This is a genomic window from Variovorax sp. PDC80, from assembly GCF_900115375.1.
GTDB lineage: Bacteria > Pseudomonadota > Gammaproteobacteria > Burkholderiales > Burkholderiaceae_C > Variovorax.
The window spans coordinates 476,573-495,344 of record NZ_FOWG01000005.1 but is presented as its reverse complement, the minus strand read 5'-3'; the positions used below and the strand labels follow the sequence as shown (position 1 = coordinate 495,344).

The 18,772-nt window shown below is 72.2% G+C and carries 9 protein-coding genes; 8 read left to right on the top strand and 1 reads right to left on the bottom strand.

Annotated elements, in window-relative coordinates:
- Positions 1–200: 200 nt before the first annotated feature.
- From BM109_RS17940 to BM109_RS17920, 5 genes are all read left to right on the top strand, one after another.
- Positions 201–929: a secretin and TonB N-terminal domain-containing protein gene (locus BM109_RS17940; protein ID WP_093344987.1), complete on the top strand. Its 729-nt coding sequence runs from the start codon at positions 201–203 to the stop codon at positions 927–929.
- Positions 926–1,438: an RNA polymerase sigma factor gene (locus BM109_RS17935; RefSeq protein ID WP_093344983.1), complete on the top strand. Its 513-nt coding sequence runs from the start codon at positions 926–928 to the stop codon at positions 1,436–1,438. The genes BM109_RS17940 and BM109_RS17935 overlap by 4 nt, the downstream gene beginning before the upstream one ends.
- Before the next feature lie 90 nt (positions 1,439–1,528).
- Entirely contained in the window at positions 1,529–2,524 is a 996-nt protein-coding gene (locus BM109_RS17930) for a FecR family protein (RefSeq protein WP_093344981.1), read from the top strand.
- A gap of 124 nt (positions 2,525–2,648) precedes the next feature.
- Complete coding sequence (locus BM109_RS17925) at positions 2,649–14,030, top strand: filamentous haemagglutinin family protein (protein WP_093344977.1); 11,382 nt, start codon at positions 2,649–2,651, stop codon at positions 14,028–14,030.
- A 103-nt stretch (positions 14,031–14,133) separates the two neighbouring features.
- Positions 14,134–14,760 (top strand): RNA polymerase sigma factor, encoded by a 627-nt coding sequence (locus tag BM109_RS17920; protein ID WP_093344975.1) that lies wholly within the window; start codon positions 14,134–14,136, stop codon positions 14,758–14,760.
- On the opposite strand, the gene BM109_RS17915 is transcribed toward BM109_RS17920, so the two are convergent.
- Positions 14,757–15,542 carry an IclR family transcriptional regulator domain-containing protein gene (locus BM109_RS17915; protein ID WP_093344972.1) on the bottom strand — a complete coding sequence of 262 codons (786 nt, stop codon included), beginning with the start codon at positions 15,540–15,542 and terminating at the stop codon, positions 14,757–14,759. The genes BM109_RS17920 and BM109_RS17915 overlap by 4 nt on opposite strands.
- Before the next feature lie 200 nt (positions 15,543–15,742).
- Between BM109_RS17915 and BM109_RS17910 the strand changes: the two genes are divergently transcribed.
- The 3 genes from BM109_RS17910 to pcaB are packed head-to-tail and all read left to right on the top strand — an operon-like array spanning position 15,743 to position 18,738.
- The gene (locus BM109_RS17910; RefSeq protein WP_093345091.1) at positions 15,743–16,657 is read left to right on the top strand and encodes a shikimate dehydrogenase family protein; all 915 of its coding nucleotides are present in this window, start codon (positions 15,743–15,745) and stop codon (positions 16,655–16,657) included.
- A gap of 26 nt (positions 16,658–16,683) precedes the next feature.
- A complete protein-coding gene (locus BM109_RS17905) occupies positions 16,684–17,517 on the top strand; it encodes a shikimate dehydrogenase family protein (protein WP_093344970.1) in 834 nt (277 codons plus the stop codon).
- Between the two features lie 21 nt (positions 17,518–17,538).
- Positions 17,539–18,738: a 3-carboxy-cis,cis-muconate cycloisomerase gene (gene pcaB, locus BM109_RS17900; protein ID WP_093344966.1), complete on the top strand. Its 1,200-nt coding sequence runs from the start codon at positions 17,539–17,541 to the stop codon at positions 18,736–18,738.
- The last annotated feature ends 34 nt before the right edge of the window (positions 18,739–18,772 follow it).

Sequence of the window (18,772 nt, the reverse complement as noted above, 5' to 3'; positions counted from 1 at the left end):
TTTCTTGGAATGACGGAAGAGGGCGCTTCGGCCCGGCGGCCGGCCCCCCGGGGCGAGCCGGCGATATTGCCCGATCCGCGCATCCGCTGCCGGGCACCAGGAATGCTTTGGTGTAGCACCGACGTCATATTCGGGCGCGAGGATGGCGGGCTTCCAGAATGGCGCACCCACCTTGCCGGCTCGATTCGTCTCCTCGCAGGGTGCGCCCGCTCGCCGCCCGTGGGCAGCGCCATGCCCTGGCGCTGTCGCTGCTGTGCGGGCTCTGGATGCCCGCATGGCCCGCGGCCGCCGATGGCGACGCGGCGCGCGTGGATGACGCGGCCGCCCTGCCCGAGGCCGCCGCGCCCGGCGTCGATTTCGACATCGCGGCGCAGCCCCTGGCCGCCGCGCTGCAGCGCTATGCGCTGCAGTCGGGCCGTCCGGCGCTGTTCGACAGCGCGGCCGTGAGCGGCCGCACCTCGGCCGCCGTGCGCGGCCACCACGCACCCGAAACCGCGCTGCGCCTGCTGCTCGAGGGCACGGGCCTGGCCGCCGAAAGCATGCGCGACGGGCCGGCCGATGCCTTCGTGCTGAAGCCGGTCGACGCGCGCGCGCTGGCGGCGCGCCCGGCCGCGGACGGCGTGGACACCGACTACGGCGCCTGGGTGCAGGCGCGCGTCTGGCAGGCCCTGTGCGCCGATGCACGCACCGCGCCCGGCGGCTACCGCACCCTGCTGCGCTTCGAGGTCGATGCCACCGGTGCGCTGCAGAAGCCGCGCCTGCTGACCTCGACCGGCAATGCGCGCCGCGACGCCGCGGTGCGCGAGGCCCTGCAGCGCGTGCGCGTGGACCGCGCGCCGCCGCCCGCGATGGCGCAGCCGCTGACCCTGGTGCTGCTGCCGCGCGACCCCGCCGACCCCGACGCGCCGCGCTGCGAGAACCGGCCATGACCGAGGACGCGCGCCCGATCCTGTCGGACTACCTGTCGCGGCACTACGCCAGCCTCAAGCGGCGCGTGACGCGGCTGCTGGGCAACAGCGACCTGGCCGGCGACGCGCTGCAGGACACCTGGCTGCGGCTGCAGAGCCGCGAGGAGGAGGACGCGATCCAGAGCCCGGGCAGCTACCTGGTGCGCGTGGCCGTCAACATCGCGATGGACATCCAGCGCCGCCAGAGCCGCTCGCTGTCGATCGACGAGGTGCAGTCGCTGATGGAACTGTCGGATCCGGCGCCCGGACCCGCGCGCACGGCCGAGCTGCGCTCCGAGGTGACGAGCCTGCTGAAGTTCATCGACCGCATGCCCGAGCGCCGCCGCACGATCCTGATGCTGGTGCGCTGGGAGGGGCTGCAGCAGAAGGACGTGGCGCAGCGGCTGGGCCTCTCCCTACGCGTGGTCGAGCACGAACTCAAGCGCGCCCACGACTACCTCGACGCGCAGATGAACCATGACAAAAAATAGTTGGGGGTTTGGCGTGGCGCCGTTCGTCTGGGTGGGTGAAGCACTTTTCCATCGTTCGCGCGGCGCATCGGGGCTGCCCGTCATGAAGCTATGACGGCATCGGTCGACGACCGCGACCCATCGGGCGACGCGCTGCCGGCGCAGGCGCGCGTCTGGCTGCGCCTGCTCGCTTCGGGCGAGGTCAAGGCCTCGGACGCCGAGGCCTTCCAGCGCTGGCTCCACACCAGCGAGGCGCACCGTGCGGCCTTCCACGAGGTCAAGCAGCGCTGGGCGGCGCTGCGTCCCGTGAGCGGCGAGTACCTGCGCACCCGCCCTGCGGCGGCCGCGGCGCACGAGCGCGCGCTGCAGGGGCGGAACTTCGGGCGCCGCGCTTTTCTCGGCGCGGCCGTGAGCGCCGCCGCGGTGGCCGGCGTGGCGGTGGTGGCCTATCCGCAGAGCGGGCTCTGGCCCGCGGCGGGCGAGGGCACGGCCGACGACCGCACGGCCGTCGGCGAGCAGCGCACGCTGGCGCTGGCCTCGCGCGTGCAGGTGACGCTCAACACCCAGACCCGGATCCGCCGCGAGCGCGCGGCCGGCCAGCTCACGGGCATCGACCTGCTGTCGGGCGAGGCCGCGATCGACCTGCTGGCCGAGGGCGGCCCGTTCGGCGTGGTGGCCGGCGCCGGGCGCAGCCTCGCGCACGCGGGACGCTTCGAGGTGCGGCACCTCGACGGCAAGGTCTGCGTGACCTGCATCGAGGGCGCGCTGCGCATCGAGCATCCGGCCGGCGTGCGCGCGCTGCAGGCCGGCCAGCAGGCGGTGTACGACGCGCAGTCGCTCAGCGGCATCGCGCGCGTCGCGCTCGAGAACGTGTCGGCCTGGCGGCGCGGCGAGCTGGTGTTCGACCAGACGCGGCTGGCCGAGGTGCTGGCCGAGATCAACCGCTACCGCGCGGGCCGCGTGCTGCTGGTGAACGGCGCCGCGGGCGAGAAGCGGGTCAGCGGCCGCTTCCGGCTGGCCTCGCTCGATTCGGCGCTGGCGCAGCTCGAGCACACCTTCGGGCTGCGCGCGCGATCGCTGCCCGGCGGGCTGCTGCTGCTGAGCTGAGACAGCGGCTCAAAAAAAGTTGGGGGTTTGCGCACGGCCCGTTCGTCTTAGCGCACCGGAAATTCAGCGCACCCCCCACGGTGCGAGGAACTCCACGACCTTCACTTTCGGGCAAGCACTTCTCATGAGCACACGCGGATCCCTGGGCACCCCCCACCCATCGACCAACCAGCCGGCCCGGCGGCGCTTCCGCATGGCGCCGATCGCGCGCGCCATCGCCGTGACGCTGGTCGCCAACGGCGCGCTCGTCGACGCGCAGGCGCAGCGTGCCTTCAGCGGCGCCTGGTTCGCCAACAAGACCACGGTGCAGGGCGCGGCCGCGGCCACGGGCCGGTTGCCCAACGGCATGCCCGCGTCGATGCTGACGAATCCCGCCGGGCAGCAGCGCGCCAGCGACGAACTGCGGCGCTCGATCGGCAACCTCGACATGGCGGCGCGAACCATCGCCGCCCAGCAGGCGGCGCAGGCGGCCGCGCGCCAGGCGGCGCAGAACGACGGCAGCGACATCCCCGACGGCCTCGTGCCCGGCGGGCTCGCGGTCGACACCAACAGCCTGACCGCGGGCTGGCTCAACGCCAATGCACCGGTGCAGACGGCCGCGGGCGGACGCACGCAGGTCAATATCCAGCAGACCGCGGACAAGGCGATCCTCAACTGGGAGAGCTTCAACGTGGGCCGCAACACCACGGTGCAGTTCGACCAGAAGGGCGGGGCGAAGCCCGACGGCACCAATGCATGGATCGCGTTGAACCGCATCAACGATCCGAGCGGCCGGCCGAGCCAGATCGCGGGTCAGATCAAGGCCGACGGCTCGGTCTACCTGATCAACCGCAACGGCATCGTCTTCAACGGCACCAGCCAGGTCAACACGCGCTCGCTGATCGCCTCGAGCCTCGCGCTGTCGGACAAGCAGTTCAACCTCGGCATCAACAACCAGCAGAAGTTCGACGGCCAGGGCAACGACTTCGCGATTCCCCAGTTCGGCCTGTTCACCTCGATCAAGCCCGAGGTCTTCGGCCCGTCGGGCTTCGTGCCCGGCGAGGGCGGCGCGCCCGACCGCATGGGCGGCGTGGACCGCTTCGATCCCGGCGCGGCACCGGGCGAGGTGCGCGTGGACGCCGGCGCGCGGCTGGCGGTCGAGTCGGGCGGCAAGGTCATGCTGTTCGCGCCCAAGGTTCGCAACGCGGGCCACATCACGGCGCCCGACGGCCAGGTGATCCTCGCGGCCGGCGAGAACGTCTACCTGAAGACGCCCTCGACCCAGGATCCGAACGCGCCGCGCGGCCTCGACGTGGCGGTGTCGGCCGTGCCGGGCTGGGCCTTCACCGGCGGGCAGGTGCAGGGCGCGCTGAAGCTCGTGCCGGTGTATGGCGACGCGAACTTCGTCAACAGCCTGCGCGACGTGGTGATGCCCGAGATGGCGGCGCGCGCCAAGTCGGTGGGCTACGAGGTGGTGAACACCGGCACCGTGCAGTCCGACCGCGGCAACATCACGCTGCAGGCGCAGGACGTGCGGCAATCGGGCGTGCTGGCCTCGACCACCGCGCTCAACAACCGCAACGGCTCGATCCTGCTGCGCGCCTGGGGGCTGGGCACGCACATGTACTCGGACGGCGTCAACGACCTGATCAACTGGTCGGCCGGCACGCTCACGCTGGGCGAGGGCAGCATCACGCAGGTGCTGCCCGACGCGGGCGACCGCAGCGAGATCGAGGCCTCGGCGCTGGTCACGCGCTACCAGCCGGGCCGCGTGGCCCTGTACGGCCAGTTGATCGACGTGCGGCCGAAGGCGGGCGTGCTGGTGCCCGCGGGCACCATCGTGGCCGAGTCGGCGGTCAACCCGCTGTTCACGCAACTGCCGTACTTCAAGCCCGGCAGCCTCGGCGACGCCAGCCGCATCTACATCGACAGCGAGGCCTTCCTGAGCGTGGCCGGGCTGCAGGGCATGCAGGTCGACATGTCGCGCAACTTCGTCGAGGCCGAGCTGCGCATCAACGAGCTGCGCGATTCGCCGCTGCTGCTCGACTCCTGGCTGCGCGGCAAGAAGGTGATCGTCGACCGGCGCGCCAACGGCATGTTCGACGCCGGCCCGATGTCGGGCGTGCAGTGGGTGACCGGGCCCGACGGCAAGACGCTGATGCCGGGCGCCTGGGTCGGCACGCCGCTGGCCGACGTGTCGGGCTGGGTCGGCGTCGGCAAGACCGACCTCGCCGAGCTGTCGGCCAGCGCGGGCAGCATCAACCTGCGCGCGGGCGGCGCGGTGATCACGCGCGCGGGCTCGGTGCTCGACGTGTCGGGCGGCTCGGTGCGCTACTCCGACGGCATGAACACCGCGACCAAGCTCATGGGCGCCGACGGCCGCGTGCACACCATGGACAAGGCGCTGCCCGACATCACCTACACCGGCATCGCGGGCGAGTTCGCGAGCGAGCATGCGCGCTGGGGCGTGAAGGAGAACTGGCGCTCGCCGCTGATCGGCGCCAACTACAAGGAAGCGGGCTACACCGAGGGCCGCAAGGCCGGCGACCTGCGCATCTACGCAGGCGACGCGATGGTGCTCGAGGGCGACATGCTCGGCGGCGTGGTGGCGGGCGACCGGCCGCAGGCCAAGGCCGCGGCCAGCCTCGGCGGCCGGGTCGAGCTCGGCGAGAACACGCCCGACGGCCGGCCCTGGTCGCCGGGCACGATCATCGTGAGCCACGATCCGAAGCGGCTGGCCAAGGACTTCGGCGCGCTCACCACGCTCGGCGACGATTTCTACGTGCAACTCAAGCCCGACGAACAGGGCTCGCGCAAGCTGAGCTTCCTGTCGGACGACATGCTCAGCAATTCGGGCATGGGCAGCATCGTGCTGAACACCATCAACGGCGACTTCGAGCTCGCGGCCGGCGCTAAGCTGCAGCTGTCGCCGGGCGCCTCGCTGACGGTGGCGGGCACCGAGGGCTCGACCCGGGACATTCGCATCTTCGGCCAGATCCGCACGCCGGGCGGGCGCATCGGGCTGTCGTCGAGCAACGGCGCGCTCGAGATCGGCGCGCAGGGCCGGCTCGATGCCAGCGGCCAGTGGCTCAACACCTGGCGCGAAGGCCCGGGCAGCGGCGCCTGGGCCATCGACGGCGGTGCGATCTCGATCAGCGTGGGGAAGATCGCGGCCGATCCGGCGGCGGTCCTAGACGTCTCGGGCGGCGGCCGCGTCGATGTCGCGAAGAACGGCCTGCCCTCGCTGCGCGCGGGCAATGCGGGTTCGGTCACGCTGGTGGGCGTGACGCCCGAGCTGGACCTGGGCGCGCTGAACCTGCGCGCCTTCGCGGCCGGTTCCGCGGGCAGCCTGGTGCTCGACGTGTTCTCGCCGGTGCAGATCGGCGGCAGCGCGGCCACCGATCCCGAGACCGGCAAGCCGCTCGTGACGCTGCTGCCGCCCACGCTCTACGGCGAGCGCGGCTTCGGCCGCGTCACGGTCTCGGTGCGCGGCGAGGGCGGCATCGTGGTGCCCGAGGGCGTGACGGTGTCGCAGCAGGCGTCGAGCCTGGATCTCACGAACTTCGACTGGCGCCACCTGCCCGGCGGTGCCAGCCTGGCCGATGCCGCGCCGATCGGCGTGCTGCGGCCCGAGGAGCGCGCGGCGCGCAAGCCCACCGCGCTGTCGCTGGGCACCACCAACGGCCCGATCTCGATCGGGGCGGGCGCGGTGGTGCGTACCGACATCGGCGGCAACCTGTCGCTCGGTGCCGGCGGCGCGCTGGGCACCATCAACGTGGCCGGCCGGCTCGACGCGCCGGCCGGCAGCATCTCGCTGTCGGGCGGCAAGGTCACGTTGCAGGCCGGCGGCGAACTGCTGGCGCGCGGCGTGCCGCTGACCTACCTCGACAACCGCGGCCGCCAGGTGGGCGAGGTGCGCGACGGCGGCTCGGTCGACATCCAGGCCGGCGAGGTGCAGCTCGAGAAGGGCGCGCTGATCGACGTGTCGGGCGCCACCGGCGAGATCGACGGCGTGGCCGACACCGGCCGCACCGGCACGCAGCTGCCGAAGGCGACCCCGAAGATCCGGCTCGACAGCGACGGCGGCCTGATCCAGGTCAAGGGCCAGGGCCTGATCGAGAGCACGCTGGTGGGCAACGCGGGCGGCCCCGGCGGCATCGGCGGGCGCATCCGGATCAACATGGACGTGCCCGCCGCGCCCAGCGGCTCGCCGCTGGAGCGCCTGAGCCAGACGCTGCAGGACCCGGACTGCTTCGGCTTCTTCGTCGACGGCGCCTGCAACAACTGGCGCCAGGGCCTGGACTACGACTGGGCGCCGGGCCTGCGCAGCTTCGGCTACGAGGTCGACGGCACGATGATCATTCCGTCGAGCCTGCTGGCGCACCTGGCGCAGAGCAAGGAACTGGTGCTGTCCGACCGCCTGCCGGCGCCCGGCTCGGTCGGGGCGCTCGATCCGGCCCAGTTCGGGCTGACGCCGGCCACGCTCGACCTGTTTCGCGACACCCTGTTCGGCGGCGAGCTGCTGCGCGAGATCCTGCAGAAGCCGGGCCAGGCCTTCGCGCTGACGCTGCGTCCGCAGTCCTTCGCGAACGGCGGCTTCGCCGACCTCGCGCTGGTGAACTCCTCGCAGGGGCCGATCCGCCTCGACGACGCGCACATCAGGATGGGCCGCGCGATCTCGCTGCAGGGCCGGATCCTCGGGCATGCCGACACCTCGTCGTCGCTGAGCGCGCCGCACCTCACGCTGCTGACCGTGCCGGGGCCGGCCTCGGCCTCGCTCGTGGCCGAGGTGCCCGATGCCAAGGGCGAGCTGAAGCTCGCGGGCCAGCTGATCGAGATCGTCTCGGGCAACGAGGCGGGCGTGTCGCCCGAAGGCACCGTGCGCATCGGCGGCTTCGGCCGCACGCGGCTCGAGGCCGGCGAGATCCGCATCGGCGGCGCGCTGCCCGATCAGATCAACGACGACACCCGGCTGCAGTTGAACCTCGACGTCGACGGGCAACTGGTGCTCGCGGCCGGCCAGGTCTATCCGAGCACGGCCATGACCGGCGTGATCCGCGCCACCGGTTCGATCGCCGTCGAGCGGTTCGGCGAGCCCGGCGACACGCCGCTGTCGGCTGGCGGCACCCTGCGGCTGGAGGCACCGACGATCGCGCAGAACGGCGTGCTGCGCGCGCCGCATGGCCAGATCGAACTGGCCGCGAGCGAGCGCCTCGCGCTGGGCGCCAACAGCCTGACCTCGGTGTCGGGCGCCGGCGTGGTCGTGCCCTACGGCACCTTGCTCAACGACGAGCACTGGCACGATCCCACCAAGGCGGTGGACGCGGCCAATCCCTCGGGCGGCTCGCTGAGCGCGCCGCCCGAGAAGCGGATCACGCTGAAGTCGCCCGACGTGGCGCTGGCGCGCGGCGCGACCGTGGACATCACGGGCGGCGGTGACCTCTATGCCTGGGAGTTCGTGCCCGGGCCCGGCGGCTCGCACGACGTGCTGAACCGGCCGGGCACCTACGCGATCCTGCCGGGGCAGACCGCCGCCGCGCCGGCGAGTGCCGCCGAAGCGGGCCAGCGCGTCTGGCTCGCGGGCGGGCCCGGCCTGGCGGCCGGCTGGTACACCTTGCTGCCGGCGCGCTATGCGCTCTTGCCCGGCGCCTTCGCGGTGCAGGCCACCGGCAAGGCCTGGGGCGGCGCGCTGGCGCCGGCCACGCTGGCCTCGGACGGCAGCCTGGTGATGCAGGGCCGCGGCGGCAATGCCTACAGCGGCCAGCAAGACGCGCAGGCCTCGGCCTGGCGCGTGATGTCGGGCGACACGCTGCGCAAGTACACCGAATACAACGAGGCCACGGCCAACGACTTCTTCTCGTCCGAGGCCTTCAAGCTCACGCAGTACCGGCTGAGCGGCCAGAACGTCGTCACGCCGCGACTGCCGCGCGACGGCGGCGCCGTGGTGTTCGATGCCGGCAAGCGGCTCACGCTCGACGGCACGCTGCGCTCGGCGCCCGACGCGGGCGGCCGCGGCGGGCTGGTCGACATCGCGGGCGGCAAGATCGCGATCGTCGGCGCCGGCCTGGACGCGGCCAGCCTGCAGGCCGACGGCTACCTCGTGATCGATTCGGCGAGCCTGTCGAACTTCGGCGCCGGCAGCCTGCTGGTGGGCGGCAAGCGCCAGGGCAATGCGCTCGGCCTCGAGATCGACGTGACGGCCACCGACATCGTGGTGCGCAACGGCGAGGGCTCCGAGCTCAGCGGGCCCGAGATCATCCTCGCGGCCAGCGAGCAGGTGGCGATCGAGGGCGGCAGCCGGGTGCGCGCCAAGGGCGCGGGCGGCCGCGGCTCGGGCAACCTGGTGATGAAGCCGAAGGCGCCGGCGGTCTACACCGACCCCGACGGCAACCTCGACGACAACGGCGACGGCGTGATCGACGCCAGGGACGCGGCCGACGACGTGCTCACCTCGCCGACGAAGGACTGGGGCGCGCTGGTGCGCCTGGCCACCGGCGACGCGGTGCAGGTGCTGCGCCAGAACGTGGACACCACGCGCGGCGGCCTGGTGACGATCGGCGCGGGCGCGCTGGTCGACGGCGGCGCCGCGCTGCTGATCGACGCGACGCGCACCACCGAGCTCGCGAGCTCGGCGCGGATCGTCGGCGCCGACCTGTCGGTGTCGGCCGGCCGCATCGGCTTCGGCGGCGGCACCGAGGGCATGGTGCTCGACAGCGGCGCGCTGGCGCAGCTCGCCAACTCGCAGCGTCTGACCCTGCGCAGCTACTCGGACTTCGACTTCTACGGTTCGCTCGACCTCGGCGCGGCCGGCCTGCATTCGCTGACCTTCGACGGCGTCGCCTTCGTCGGCCGCGGCACGGGCGACGTGACGATCCGCGGCGATGCGGTCACGCTGATCAACAGCGGCGGCGGCACGGGCGGCAGCGGCACCGGCAACGGCGCCTTCACGCTCGATGCGGGCACGCTGGTGCTGGGCGCGGGCCGCAAGGACTTCGCCGGCTTCGGGTCGGTCACGCTGGCGGGGCGCGACCAGATCGTCGGCGAGGGCGCGGGCGCGGTGGACACCGGCGCCGCGGCGCTGACCCTGGTCACCCCGCTCTTGACCGGCCGCGGCGGCGCGGCCCAGACCATCGCCACCCAGGGTGCGCTGCGCGTGACGGGCGGCGATGCCGGCGCGGGCACGCCGACCGACCTGCAGGACAGCCTGGGCGCGCGCCTGAGCCTGAGCGGCAAGACCATCGACTTCGGCGGCCGCGCGGTCGCGCTCGGCGGCAGCATCGGCATGACGGCGACCGGCGGCCACCTGGTGGTGGGCGAGGGCGCGCTGATCGACGTGGGCGGTTTCGCCAAGCGCTTCTTCGACCTGGCCGAGTACGCCGACGCGGGCCGCATCGACCTGTCGGCCGTGGGCGGCGACGTCCGGCTCGAGGCCGGCAGCCGGCTCGGCCTGGCGGCGCACGCGGGCGGCGGCAGCGCCGGCACCCTGGGCCTGGCCGCATCGAACGGCGGCACCGTGGTGCTCGACGGCACCATCGCCGCGCAGGCCGGTGCCGGCGGCAAGGCCGGCAGCTTCTCGCTCGACATCGAGGCGCTGCCCGACTTCGCGGGGTTCAGCCAGCGCCTGAACGACGCCGGCTTCAACCGCTCGCGCCAGTTCCGCATTCGCCAGGGCGACGTGGTGCTCGGCGGGCTCACGACGGTCGAGGACTTCGGCCTCACCGCCGACCGCGGCAGCATCGACATCGCCGGCACCGTGGACGCGCGCTCGGCCTATGGCGGCTCGATCCGCATCACCGGCGGCAACGGCGTGGCGATGCGCGACGGCGCGAAGCTGCTGGCCGGCGCGACCGGCGAACTCGGCAGCGGCCGCGTCACGCTCGAGGCGGCCGGCGGCCGGCTCGAGCTGCGCGGCGGCCAGATCGACGTGGCGGGCAACGAGGGCGGCAAGGTGCGCCTGCGCGCGCGGCAGAACGCGGGCCACGACGAGATCGAGGTCGGCGCGCTCGACGTCGCGGTCACGGGCGCGCGCTCCGCGGTGCTCGAGGGCACCAGCCGCTACGAGGCGCAGGACGGCACGGTCGATGCGGTCAAGGCCGAGGCGATCGCCGATGCGCGCCGCTTCAGCGCCGCCGCCGGCGCGATCGCCGGCCGCCTGGGCACTGGGCTCGCGGTCATGCCGGGCATCGAGATCCGCAGCGCCGGCGACCTGGCGCTCAACGGCGACTGGAACCTGTTCGCCGATCTGCCGGGCGCGCGCGACGGCACGCTGACCCTGCGCGCCGGCGGCAACCTGCTGATCAACGGCCACCTGAGCGACGGTTTCGACGTGGCGGACCGCAGCGGCGTGCTGCAGCCCGGCGCCTCGTGGAACCTGCGGCTGGTGGCCGGCGGCGACCTCGACTCGGCCAATGCGCTGGCATTGCGGCCGCTGGCCGCGCAGGCCGCGGGCAAGGGCTCGATCGTGATCGGCACCGCCAACACGGCGCAGCCGAGCGACAGCGATCCCGCGCCCGACAACGGCGCCGGCAAGCTGGTGCGCACCGGCACCGGCGACCTCGAGGTGCGCGCGGGACGCGACCTCACGCTGGCGCACAAGGAGTCGGCGATCTACACCGCGGGCCGCAAGGACACGACGGTGTGGAGCGACTTCACCACCGCCAACCCGAAGGCCAGCTACGGCATCGACGGCGGCAACCTCGACATCGGCGTGCAGGGCAGCATCGACGCCGCACCCGCGGGGCAGCGCTTCACCGAGTGGCTCAACCGCCAGGGCACGCTGAACGCGCAGCGCTATTTCGGCGAGTACGAGAACGGCGAGCTGGGCATGCGGCCCGATGGCAGCTTCGGCCCCCTGATCCATCCGACCGAGCAGTCGAGCTGGTGGATCGACTACGGCCGCTTCCAGCAGGGCGTGGGCGCGCTCGGCGGCGGCAACGTGGCGGTCCATGCCGGCGGCGACCTGCGCAACCTGCTGGTCGCGCTGCCCACCAACATGCGCGTGCGCGGCGGACTCTCGGCGGGCGAGGCGATGACCGTCGAGATGCGCAACGGCGGCGCCATGCAGGTCGAGGCCGGCGGCGCGATCCGCGGCGGCCAGTACTACGTCGCGCGCGGCGCGGGCGAGATCCGCGCGGGCGAGACCGCGGTCGGCCGCACCGTGACCCTGAGCCGCGACGACAGCATGGGCGGCATCACGCGCACCAGCTACGGCGTGGCGCCGGTGCTCGCGCTCGGCGATGCCACGCTGAGCCTGCGCACCGCGGGCGACCTGGTGCTGCAGACGGTGGTCGATCCGCTGCTGGTTACCTACGGCGAGGGCCTGCGCCCCGACGGGCAGCAGCTCAATTACGGCGCCTACATGAGCGGCTACACCGACCGCAGCGCGCTGAAGCTGGTCTCCACCGGCGGCGACATCCACTTCGTCAACCGCGCGGAGTTCATCTTCCGCGACGTGCTGCTGCGCAGCTTCGACCACGACACGCTGGTGGGCTTCGGCGGCAACCGCTATCCGGCGCGGCTGTCGGCGGTGGCGCTCAACGGCGGGCTGTCGATCGAGGGGCCGCTGTACGTGCTGCCGGGCACCACCAACGACGTCTCGCTGGCCGCGAAGAACGACATCCGCTTCGCCGCGCCGCTCGCGATGGCCTATGCCACGCCGGCGATGATGCCCTCGCCGACCATGCCCGCCGGTGCCGGTTCGCCCTTCAGCCAGATGAACATGGAGGACATGCTCGACAACTGGATCAACTGGTCGGGTGCCTCCTTCATCAAGGACCCGTACCTGCGCAGCGTGAGCAATCCCTCGGTGCTGCCGCTGGCCGGCGATTACGAGCCCAGCCGCATCTATGCGGCCGAGGGGTCGATCTTCGGGCTCGACCTCAAGGCCAACGAGCAGACCTGGGTGCGCGCGGGCAAGGACATCCGCGGCGTGCGCGTGGCGGGGCGCAACCTGCGCGCTTCCGACACCACCTTGCTGGAGGCGGGCAACGACATCCTGGCCACGGTACGGGTCGATCCGATCGAGCGCGAGAACGCCATCAGCAACAGCCTGACCGGCAACATCGAGATGCAGGGCCCGGGCACGCTGACGCTGGCGGCCGGCCGCGACGTGTACGCCGACAACCTGCAGGTGCGCACGGTGGGCAACCAGCGCTACGACCGGAACAACCGGCCGCAGCCCGACACGCAGATCAACGGCTTGCCCTCCAACAGCGCCGCGATCACCGTCATGGCCGGACTGAACGGCGCCGTGGGCTACGACGCCTTCGCCGCGGCCTACCTCGATCCGGCCCGCGTGGCCTCGATGCCCGACTACCTCAAGACCCGCGCGCCCGACGGCACGCAGGTGCCGATCTACCTGGTGGACCAGGTCGAGACGCGCCCCGGCGGGCAGGAGAAGACCGTGCGCCGCGGCCTCGTGTCGTACATGTTGGACATGACCGGCGAGACGCTCGCGCCGCTCGATGCCTGGACGCGCTTCCAGGCGCTGCCCGAGCCCGCGCGCCAGCAGTTCCTGCGCCAGGCCTTCCTGCTCGAGCTGCGCGAGGCCGGCCGCGACCAGAACGAGCCGGGCACCGGCGGCCTGCCGCGCAACGGCGGCTACAACCGCGGCTATGCGGCGATCGACACCCTGTTCCCGGGCAAGGACTGGAAGGGCGACGTGGCGGCCAACACCTTGATGCTGCGCACCATGGCCGGCGGCGACATCAACGTGCTCACGCCCGGCGGCGGGCTGCAGGTGGCCGCGCTCGGCGCCACCGTGCCGGCCGGCTATGGCCTGGTCACGCTGGCCTCGGGCCACATCGACATCTTCGCCAAGGACGACGTCACGGTGAACCAGTCGCGCATCCTGTCCTTCGTGCCCGAGGTGACGAAGCAGGGCAGCGACCAGATCATCTGGTCCACGGTAGGCAACATCGACGCCGGCCGCGGCGCGAAGACCCTGCGCGTGCCCTCGGCGCCCGAGGTCGTCACCGACCTCGACGGCGTGACCGTGGTGCGCGAGAAGTCGGACATGAGCGGCAGCGGCATCGGCACCGTGGGCGACGGCGACGTCGACCTGGTTGCGCCCAGCGGCACCGTGAATGCCGGCGATGCCGGCCTGCGCGTGGCGGGCAATCTCAACATCGCCGCGCTGCAGGTGCTTAACGCCGACAACATCCAGGTCAAGGGCGAGACCAAGGGCCTGCCGGTGGTCGCGGCCGTGAACGTCGGCGCGCTGACCAATGCCAGCGCGGCCGCGGCCCAGGCCGCGGTGGCCGCGCAGGAGAGCCTGCAGCGCGACCGCACCGCGGCGCGCCAGGCGCTGCCCTCGGTGTTCACCGTGCGCGTGCTCGGCTTCGGCAACGAGCCGGCTGAAGGCGGCGGCCGCAACCCGCCGCCGCCCGCGGCCGGACGCGCGGGCGACAGCGCGGTGCGCTACGACCCCGCGAACCCCGTGCAGCTCGTGGGCAACGGCCGGCAGTTCGATGCCCGGCAGGTGGCACGGCTGACCGACGAGGAACGCCGCGCCTTGCAGGGCCGCTAGGCCCCACGCCCTCCGGCGCCTGCGTCCCGCCTCCCGCGAACCGGGGGGCGGGGCGGCAGCGTGCCTCTTCTCGCCCGCCGATGCACACCGAGACGGATCCGCCATGAGCCTGAACATCCCGTGCCGCACTGCCGACCATTCCCTCGACGACGCTTCATGCGGCGAGCCGTCCGATCCCGCGCCGCGTTGCGCCGCGCTGCAGGCCATCCTGGTCGCGAACTACGAGCATCTGCGGCGCCGGCTGCTGCGCCACCTGGGCTGCCCCGACCTCGCGAGCGAATGCCTGCACGAGGCCTGGCTGCGGCTCGGCGACCTGGGTCTGGCGCACGACGTGCAGAACCCGCTGGCCTACATCCACCGCATGGCGAGCAACCTCGCCGTGGACCGGCTGCGCAGCCATCGGCCGTGGCAGTACGCGGGGGAGGAGCAGGTTGCGCTCGATGAATTGGTGGACTGGGCGCCTGGGCCCGAGTCGATTGCGCAGGCGCGTTCCGATGTGGCGGCGGTGGAGCGGGCGATGGAGCGGTTGCCGCGTCGGCATCGGTCGGTGCTGATTGCGCTGCGTATCAATGAGATGACACGGCAGGAGGCGGCGGCGCGCTTCGATCTGTCGCTGCGCAGTGTGGATACGGCGTTGCGGCAGGCGTTGGACTATTGCGCGGAGAGTGCGGGGCAGGAGGTGCTGACCGGCGTGAGCAGCTCGCGGCGCGCGCTGCGGGCAGCAATCTAGATCAAGTTGCGCATCGCCTGCGCCGTCTCCCGCAACACCGGCAACACCCGCGCCACCGCATCCTCCGAGCTTTCGTGCCCCATCGGCATCGTGATGTTGAGCGCGCCCACCAGCGTGCCGTGGCGGTCGCGCAGCGGCACCGCGATGCCGCGCGAGTTGAGGTCGAGCTGCTGTTCGGACAGCGCCCAGCCCTGCGCGCGGATGCGCGCGAGCTCGAGCTTCATGCGCTCCATGCTGGCGATGGTGTGCGAGGTGAAGACGGTGAGCTGGCGCGTGGCGAGCCATTCGTTGAGTTCGGCGTCGCCGCGCAGCGCCAACATCAGCATGCCCGAGGCCGTGACCTGCGCGGGCACGCGCGCGCCGAGCACGTAGCCAGTGCTCATGCTGCGGTTGGGGCCGTTGCGCGCGATGTAGACCACCTCGTCGCCATCCATCACGCTGAGGTAGGCGATCTCGTTGGTGCCGGCGGCCACGCGCTGCAGAAAGGGCTGCACCACGCGCGGCAGCCGCGCCGATTCGAGGTAGGACTGGCCCAGCCGCAGCACGCGCGGCGTGAGCCAGAACAGCTTGCCGTCGCTCGCCACGTAGCCCATGTGCTGCAGGGTCAACAGGTAGCGGCGCGCGGCCGTGCGCGTCATGTTCGTGCGCTGGCCGGCCTGGCTCGCCGTGAGGCGCGGGTTGGCGTCGTCGAAGGCCTCGATGATGCTCACGCCGCGCTCCAGGCCGGCGATCCAGTCGCGCTTGTCGAGGCCGGGCGGTGCGGGTGGGTCGTCGTTGCTCATGACCGGGGAGTGTGCCTGCGCCGCCGCCTGGCCGCAGCGCCGGATGAGTGGGCAAAAACCCTAGGTTTGAACGATTGACGATCTTTAAAGATCGATGATCGAACGAAATGACGGTTTGGCGCCAGCAAGCTCGGGGCGAAAGGACTATAAAGCCGGGCATCCAGCCTCGAAACGAGCGATTGACGAACGAAAAGACGCCCATGAGCCTCCCCATCAGCGGCAGCACCCAGGCTTACCTGATTCCCGGCGACCCGGTGCGCAATGTGAGGCTGCCGCGCATGTTCAACGCCGCCTTCGAGCGCTTCGGCATCGACGCGGTGCTGCTGCCGGTGCAGGTGCCGGTGCGCGACTTCGCGGTGTTCTTCAAGTCGGCCTTCCTGGCGCGCAATGTGCGCGGCATGGTGATCGCGCCGCCGCACAAGCCGCTGGTGGTCGACCTGCTCGAGGGCGCGGGCCTGTTCGGCCGCGTGGCCGGTTCGGTCAACGTGGTGCGTCGCACCGAGGCCGGCCAGCTCGAGGGCGACCTGTTCGACGGCGAAGGCCTGATCGGCGCGCTCGACCGCTTCGCGATTCCGTTTCGCGGCAAACGCGTGCTGATTCTCGGCGCGGGGGTGAGCGCCGCTGCCATCGGCGTGGCGCTGGCCGAGGGCGGCACTGTCGATGGGGCCGAGTACATCGCGTTCTACGACAGCTCCGCGGGCAAGGCCGCGGGCGTGGCCGCCAAGCTCGATGCCTTCTTCGACGCCCGCGTGGTGGCGGTGGACAGCAACGCGCCCGAGGGCTACGACCTGGTCGTCAACGCCACGCCGCTGGGCCTGGCCGAGGACGATGCGCCGCCGGTCGACGTGGCGCGCATGGACGGCCACGCGGCGCTGTTCGACATCCTGCTGCGCAACCAGCCCACGCCGCTGGTGCGCGCGGCACGCGCGCGCGGCCTCAACGCGCAGGCCGGCTTCGAGATGCTGATCCAGCAGATGCCGCACTACTTCGACTACTTCGGCCATGCCGATGCGGCCGCGGCGCTGCGTGCCGACTCGGACTTCCTGCGCGAAATCGTCTATCCCGAGGCGATGCGCGCGGAGATCGCCACGCCGTTGCGTTACGGCGCGGCCTGAACCTCTTTTTTTATTTGGCTACGCGCATGATTTCCGGCAAGACCACGCTCATCGCCCACCTGGGCTATCCCACCGAGGCCTTCAAGGCCCCGATGATCTACAACCCCTGGTTCGAGCAGCAGGGCATCGACGCGGTGGTGGTGCCGATGGGCGTGAAGCCCGAGGACTACGCGGCCTCGCTGGCGCAGATCTTCCGCTTCAGCAACCTGCGCGGCGCGCTGGTGACGATGCCGCACAAGGTCACGACCATGTCGCTGGTCGACGAGGTCACGCCCACCGCGCGCATCGCGGGCGCCTGCAACGCGATCCTCAAGCGGCCCGACGGCACGCTGCTGGGCGACCAGTTCGACGGCGCGGGCTTCGTGCGCGGCGTGGAGCGCAAGGGCCGGCCTTTTCGGGGCACGCGCGTGCTGGTGTCGGGCGCGGGCGGGGTGGGCTCGGCCATCGCGGCGTCGATCGCGGCGGCCGGCGCGGCCGAGCTGATGCTGTTCGATGCGCATGCTGCTTCGGCCGAGGCGCTCGCGGGGCGGCTGCGTGAACACTATCCACAACTGAAGGTGGCGACCGGCTCGAAGGACCCGGCGGGCTTCGACGTGATCGTCAATGCCACGCCGCTGGGCATGAAGGCCGACGATCCGCTGCCCTTCGACATCGAGCGCATCGATGCCGGCACCTTCGTCGGCGAGGTCGTGATGAAGACCGAGTACACGCCGTTGCTCGAGGCCGCGCGCGCCAGGGGCTGCGCGGTGCAGGTCGGCACCGACATGCTGTTCGAGATGATCCCGGCCTACCTCGAGTTCTTCGGTTTCGGCAGCGCGACGGCCGACGAGCTGCGCGCCAGCGCGAAGCTCCAGTACTGACATTCCCACGACAAGAACACCATGAGCATCTTCGAAGGCTTCCTCTCCACTTCCGAAACCCTGGGCGCCTTCAGCGACCGTGCCTTCGTCGACGCGATGCTGCGCTTCGAGGCCGCGCTCGCGCGCGCGCAGGCGGCCGAGGGGCTGATCCCCGAGAGCGCGGCGCATTCGATCGTCGGCAGCTGCAAGGTCGAGCTGTTCGACGTCGCCAAGATCGTGCGCGAGAGCGGCCGCGCGGGCAGCGTGGCGATCCCGCTGGTGAAGGCGCTGCGCGAGGCGGTCGGGCTCTTCAATGCCGAGGCCGCGCCTTTCGTGCATTTCGGCAGCACCAGCCAGGACGTGATCGACAGCGCAATGTCGCTGGTCACGCGCGAGGCGGTGGCGCTGATCGAAACCGACCTTGCCAAGGCGGCCGAGGCGCTGCTGCAGCTCGCGGTGCAGCATGCCGCCACGCCGATGCTCGCGCGCACGCTGATGCAGCCGGCCTCGGTCACCAGCTTCGGCTTCAAGTGCGCGGGCTGGGCCGCGCCGCTGGTACGCAGCCGGCTGCGGCTGCGCGAGGCCGCGCGCCATGCGCTGCAGTTGCAGCTCGGCGGCGCGGTCGGCACGCTGGCGCAGATGGGGCCGCAGGCGGGCGCGGTGCGCGCACGCATGGCGAAGGAACTGGGGCTCGCCGATCCCGGCGCGACCTGGCACACGCAGCGCGACGAATGGGTGGCGCTGGGCTGCGAGCTCGGCCTGTTGACGGGCAGCCTCGGCAAGATCGCGGTCGACGTCTCGCTGCTGGGCCAGTACGAGGTGGCCGAGGTGGCCGAGCCCAGCGAGCCCGGGCGCGGCGGCTCGTCGGCCATGCCGCACAAGCGCAACCCGGTGGCGTCGATGGTGGCGATCGCCGCCGCGCATCGCGCGCCGCAGCGCGTGGCGGCCTTGCTCGGCGCCATGCCGCAACAGCATGAGCGCGCGCTCGGTGCCTGGCAGGCCGAGCTCGGCGAATGGCCGCAGCTGCTGATGTCGGCGCACGGCAGCGTGCGCGCCATGGCCGCGGCGCTGCCGGGCCTGCAGGTGGATGCCGCGCGCATGCGCGCCAACATCGACCGGCTGCGCGCCGAGCTGCCGCGCGACGCGGCCGACGAATGGTTCGATCCCGCGCTGGCCACGCGTGCCGGCGAGATCGCGCTGGCCGAGGTCAAGGCGCTGCGCGCGCGGCTGCCAGCCGCCTGAGATTTCCAAAAACACACGAACGAACAAGGATTCC

What these genes read in the sequence shown, in the direction of transcription:
- BM109_RS17935 (WP_093344983.1), top strand. Translation starts at nt 926, where the DNA reads ATGACCGAGGACGCGCGCCCGATCCTGTCGGACTACCTGTCGCGGCAC.
- BM109_RS17930 (WP_093344981.1), top strand. Translation starts at nt 1,529, where the DNA reads ATGACGGCATCGGTCGACGACCGCGACCCATCGGGCGACGCGCTGCCG.
- BM109_RS17925 (WP_093344977.1), top strand. Translation starts at nt 2,649, where the DNA reads ATGAGCACACGCGGATCCCTGGGCACCCCCCACCCATCGACCAACCAG.
- BM109_RS17920 (WP_093344975.1), top strand. Translation starts at nt 14,134, where the DNA reads ATGAGCCTGAACATCCCGTGCCGCACTGCCGACCATTCCCTCGACGAC.
- BM109_RS17915 (WP_093344972.1), bottom strand. Translation starts at nt 15,542, where the DNA reads ATGAGCAACGACGACCCACCCGCACCGCCCGGCCTCGACAAGCGCGAC.
- BM109_RS17910 (WP_093345091.1), top strand. Translation starts at nt 15,743, where the DNA reads ATGAGCCTCCCCATCAGCGGCAGCACCCAGGCTTACCTGATTCCCGGC.
- BM109_RS17905 (WP_093344970.1), top strand. Translation starts at nt 16,684, where the DNA reads ATGATTTCCGGCAAGACCACGCTCATCGCCCACCTGGGCTATCCCACC.
- pcaB (WP_093344966.1), top strand. Translation starts at nt 17,539, where the DNA reads ATGAGCATCTTCGAAGGCTTCCTCTCCACTTCCGAAACCCTGGGCGCC.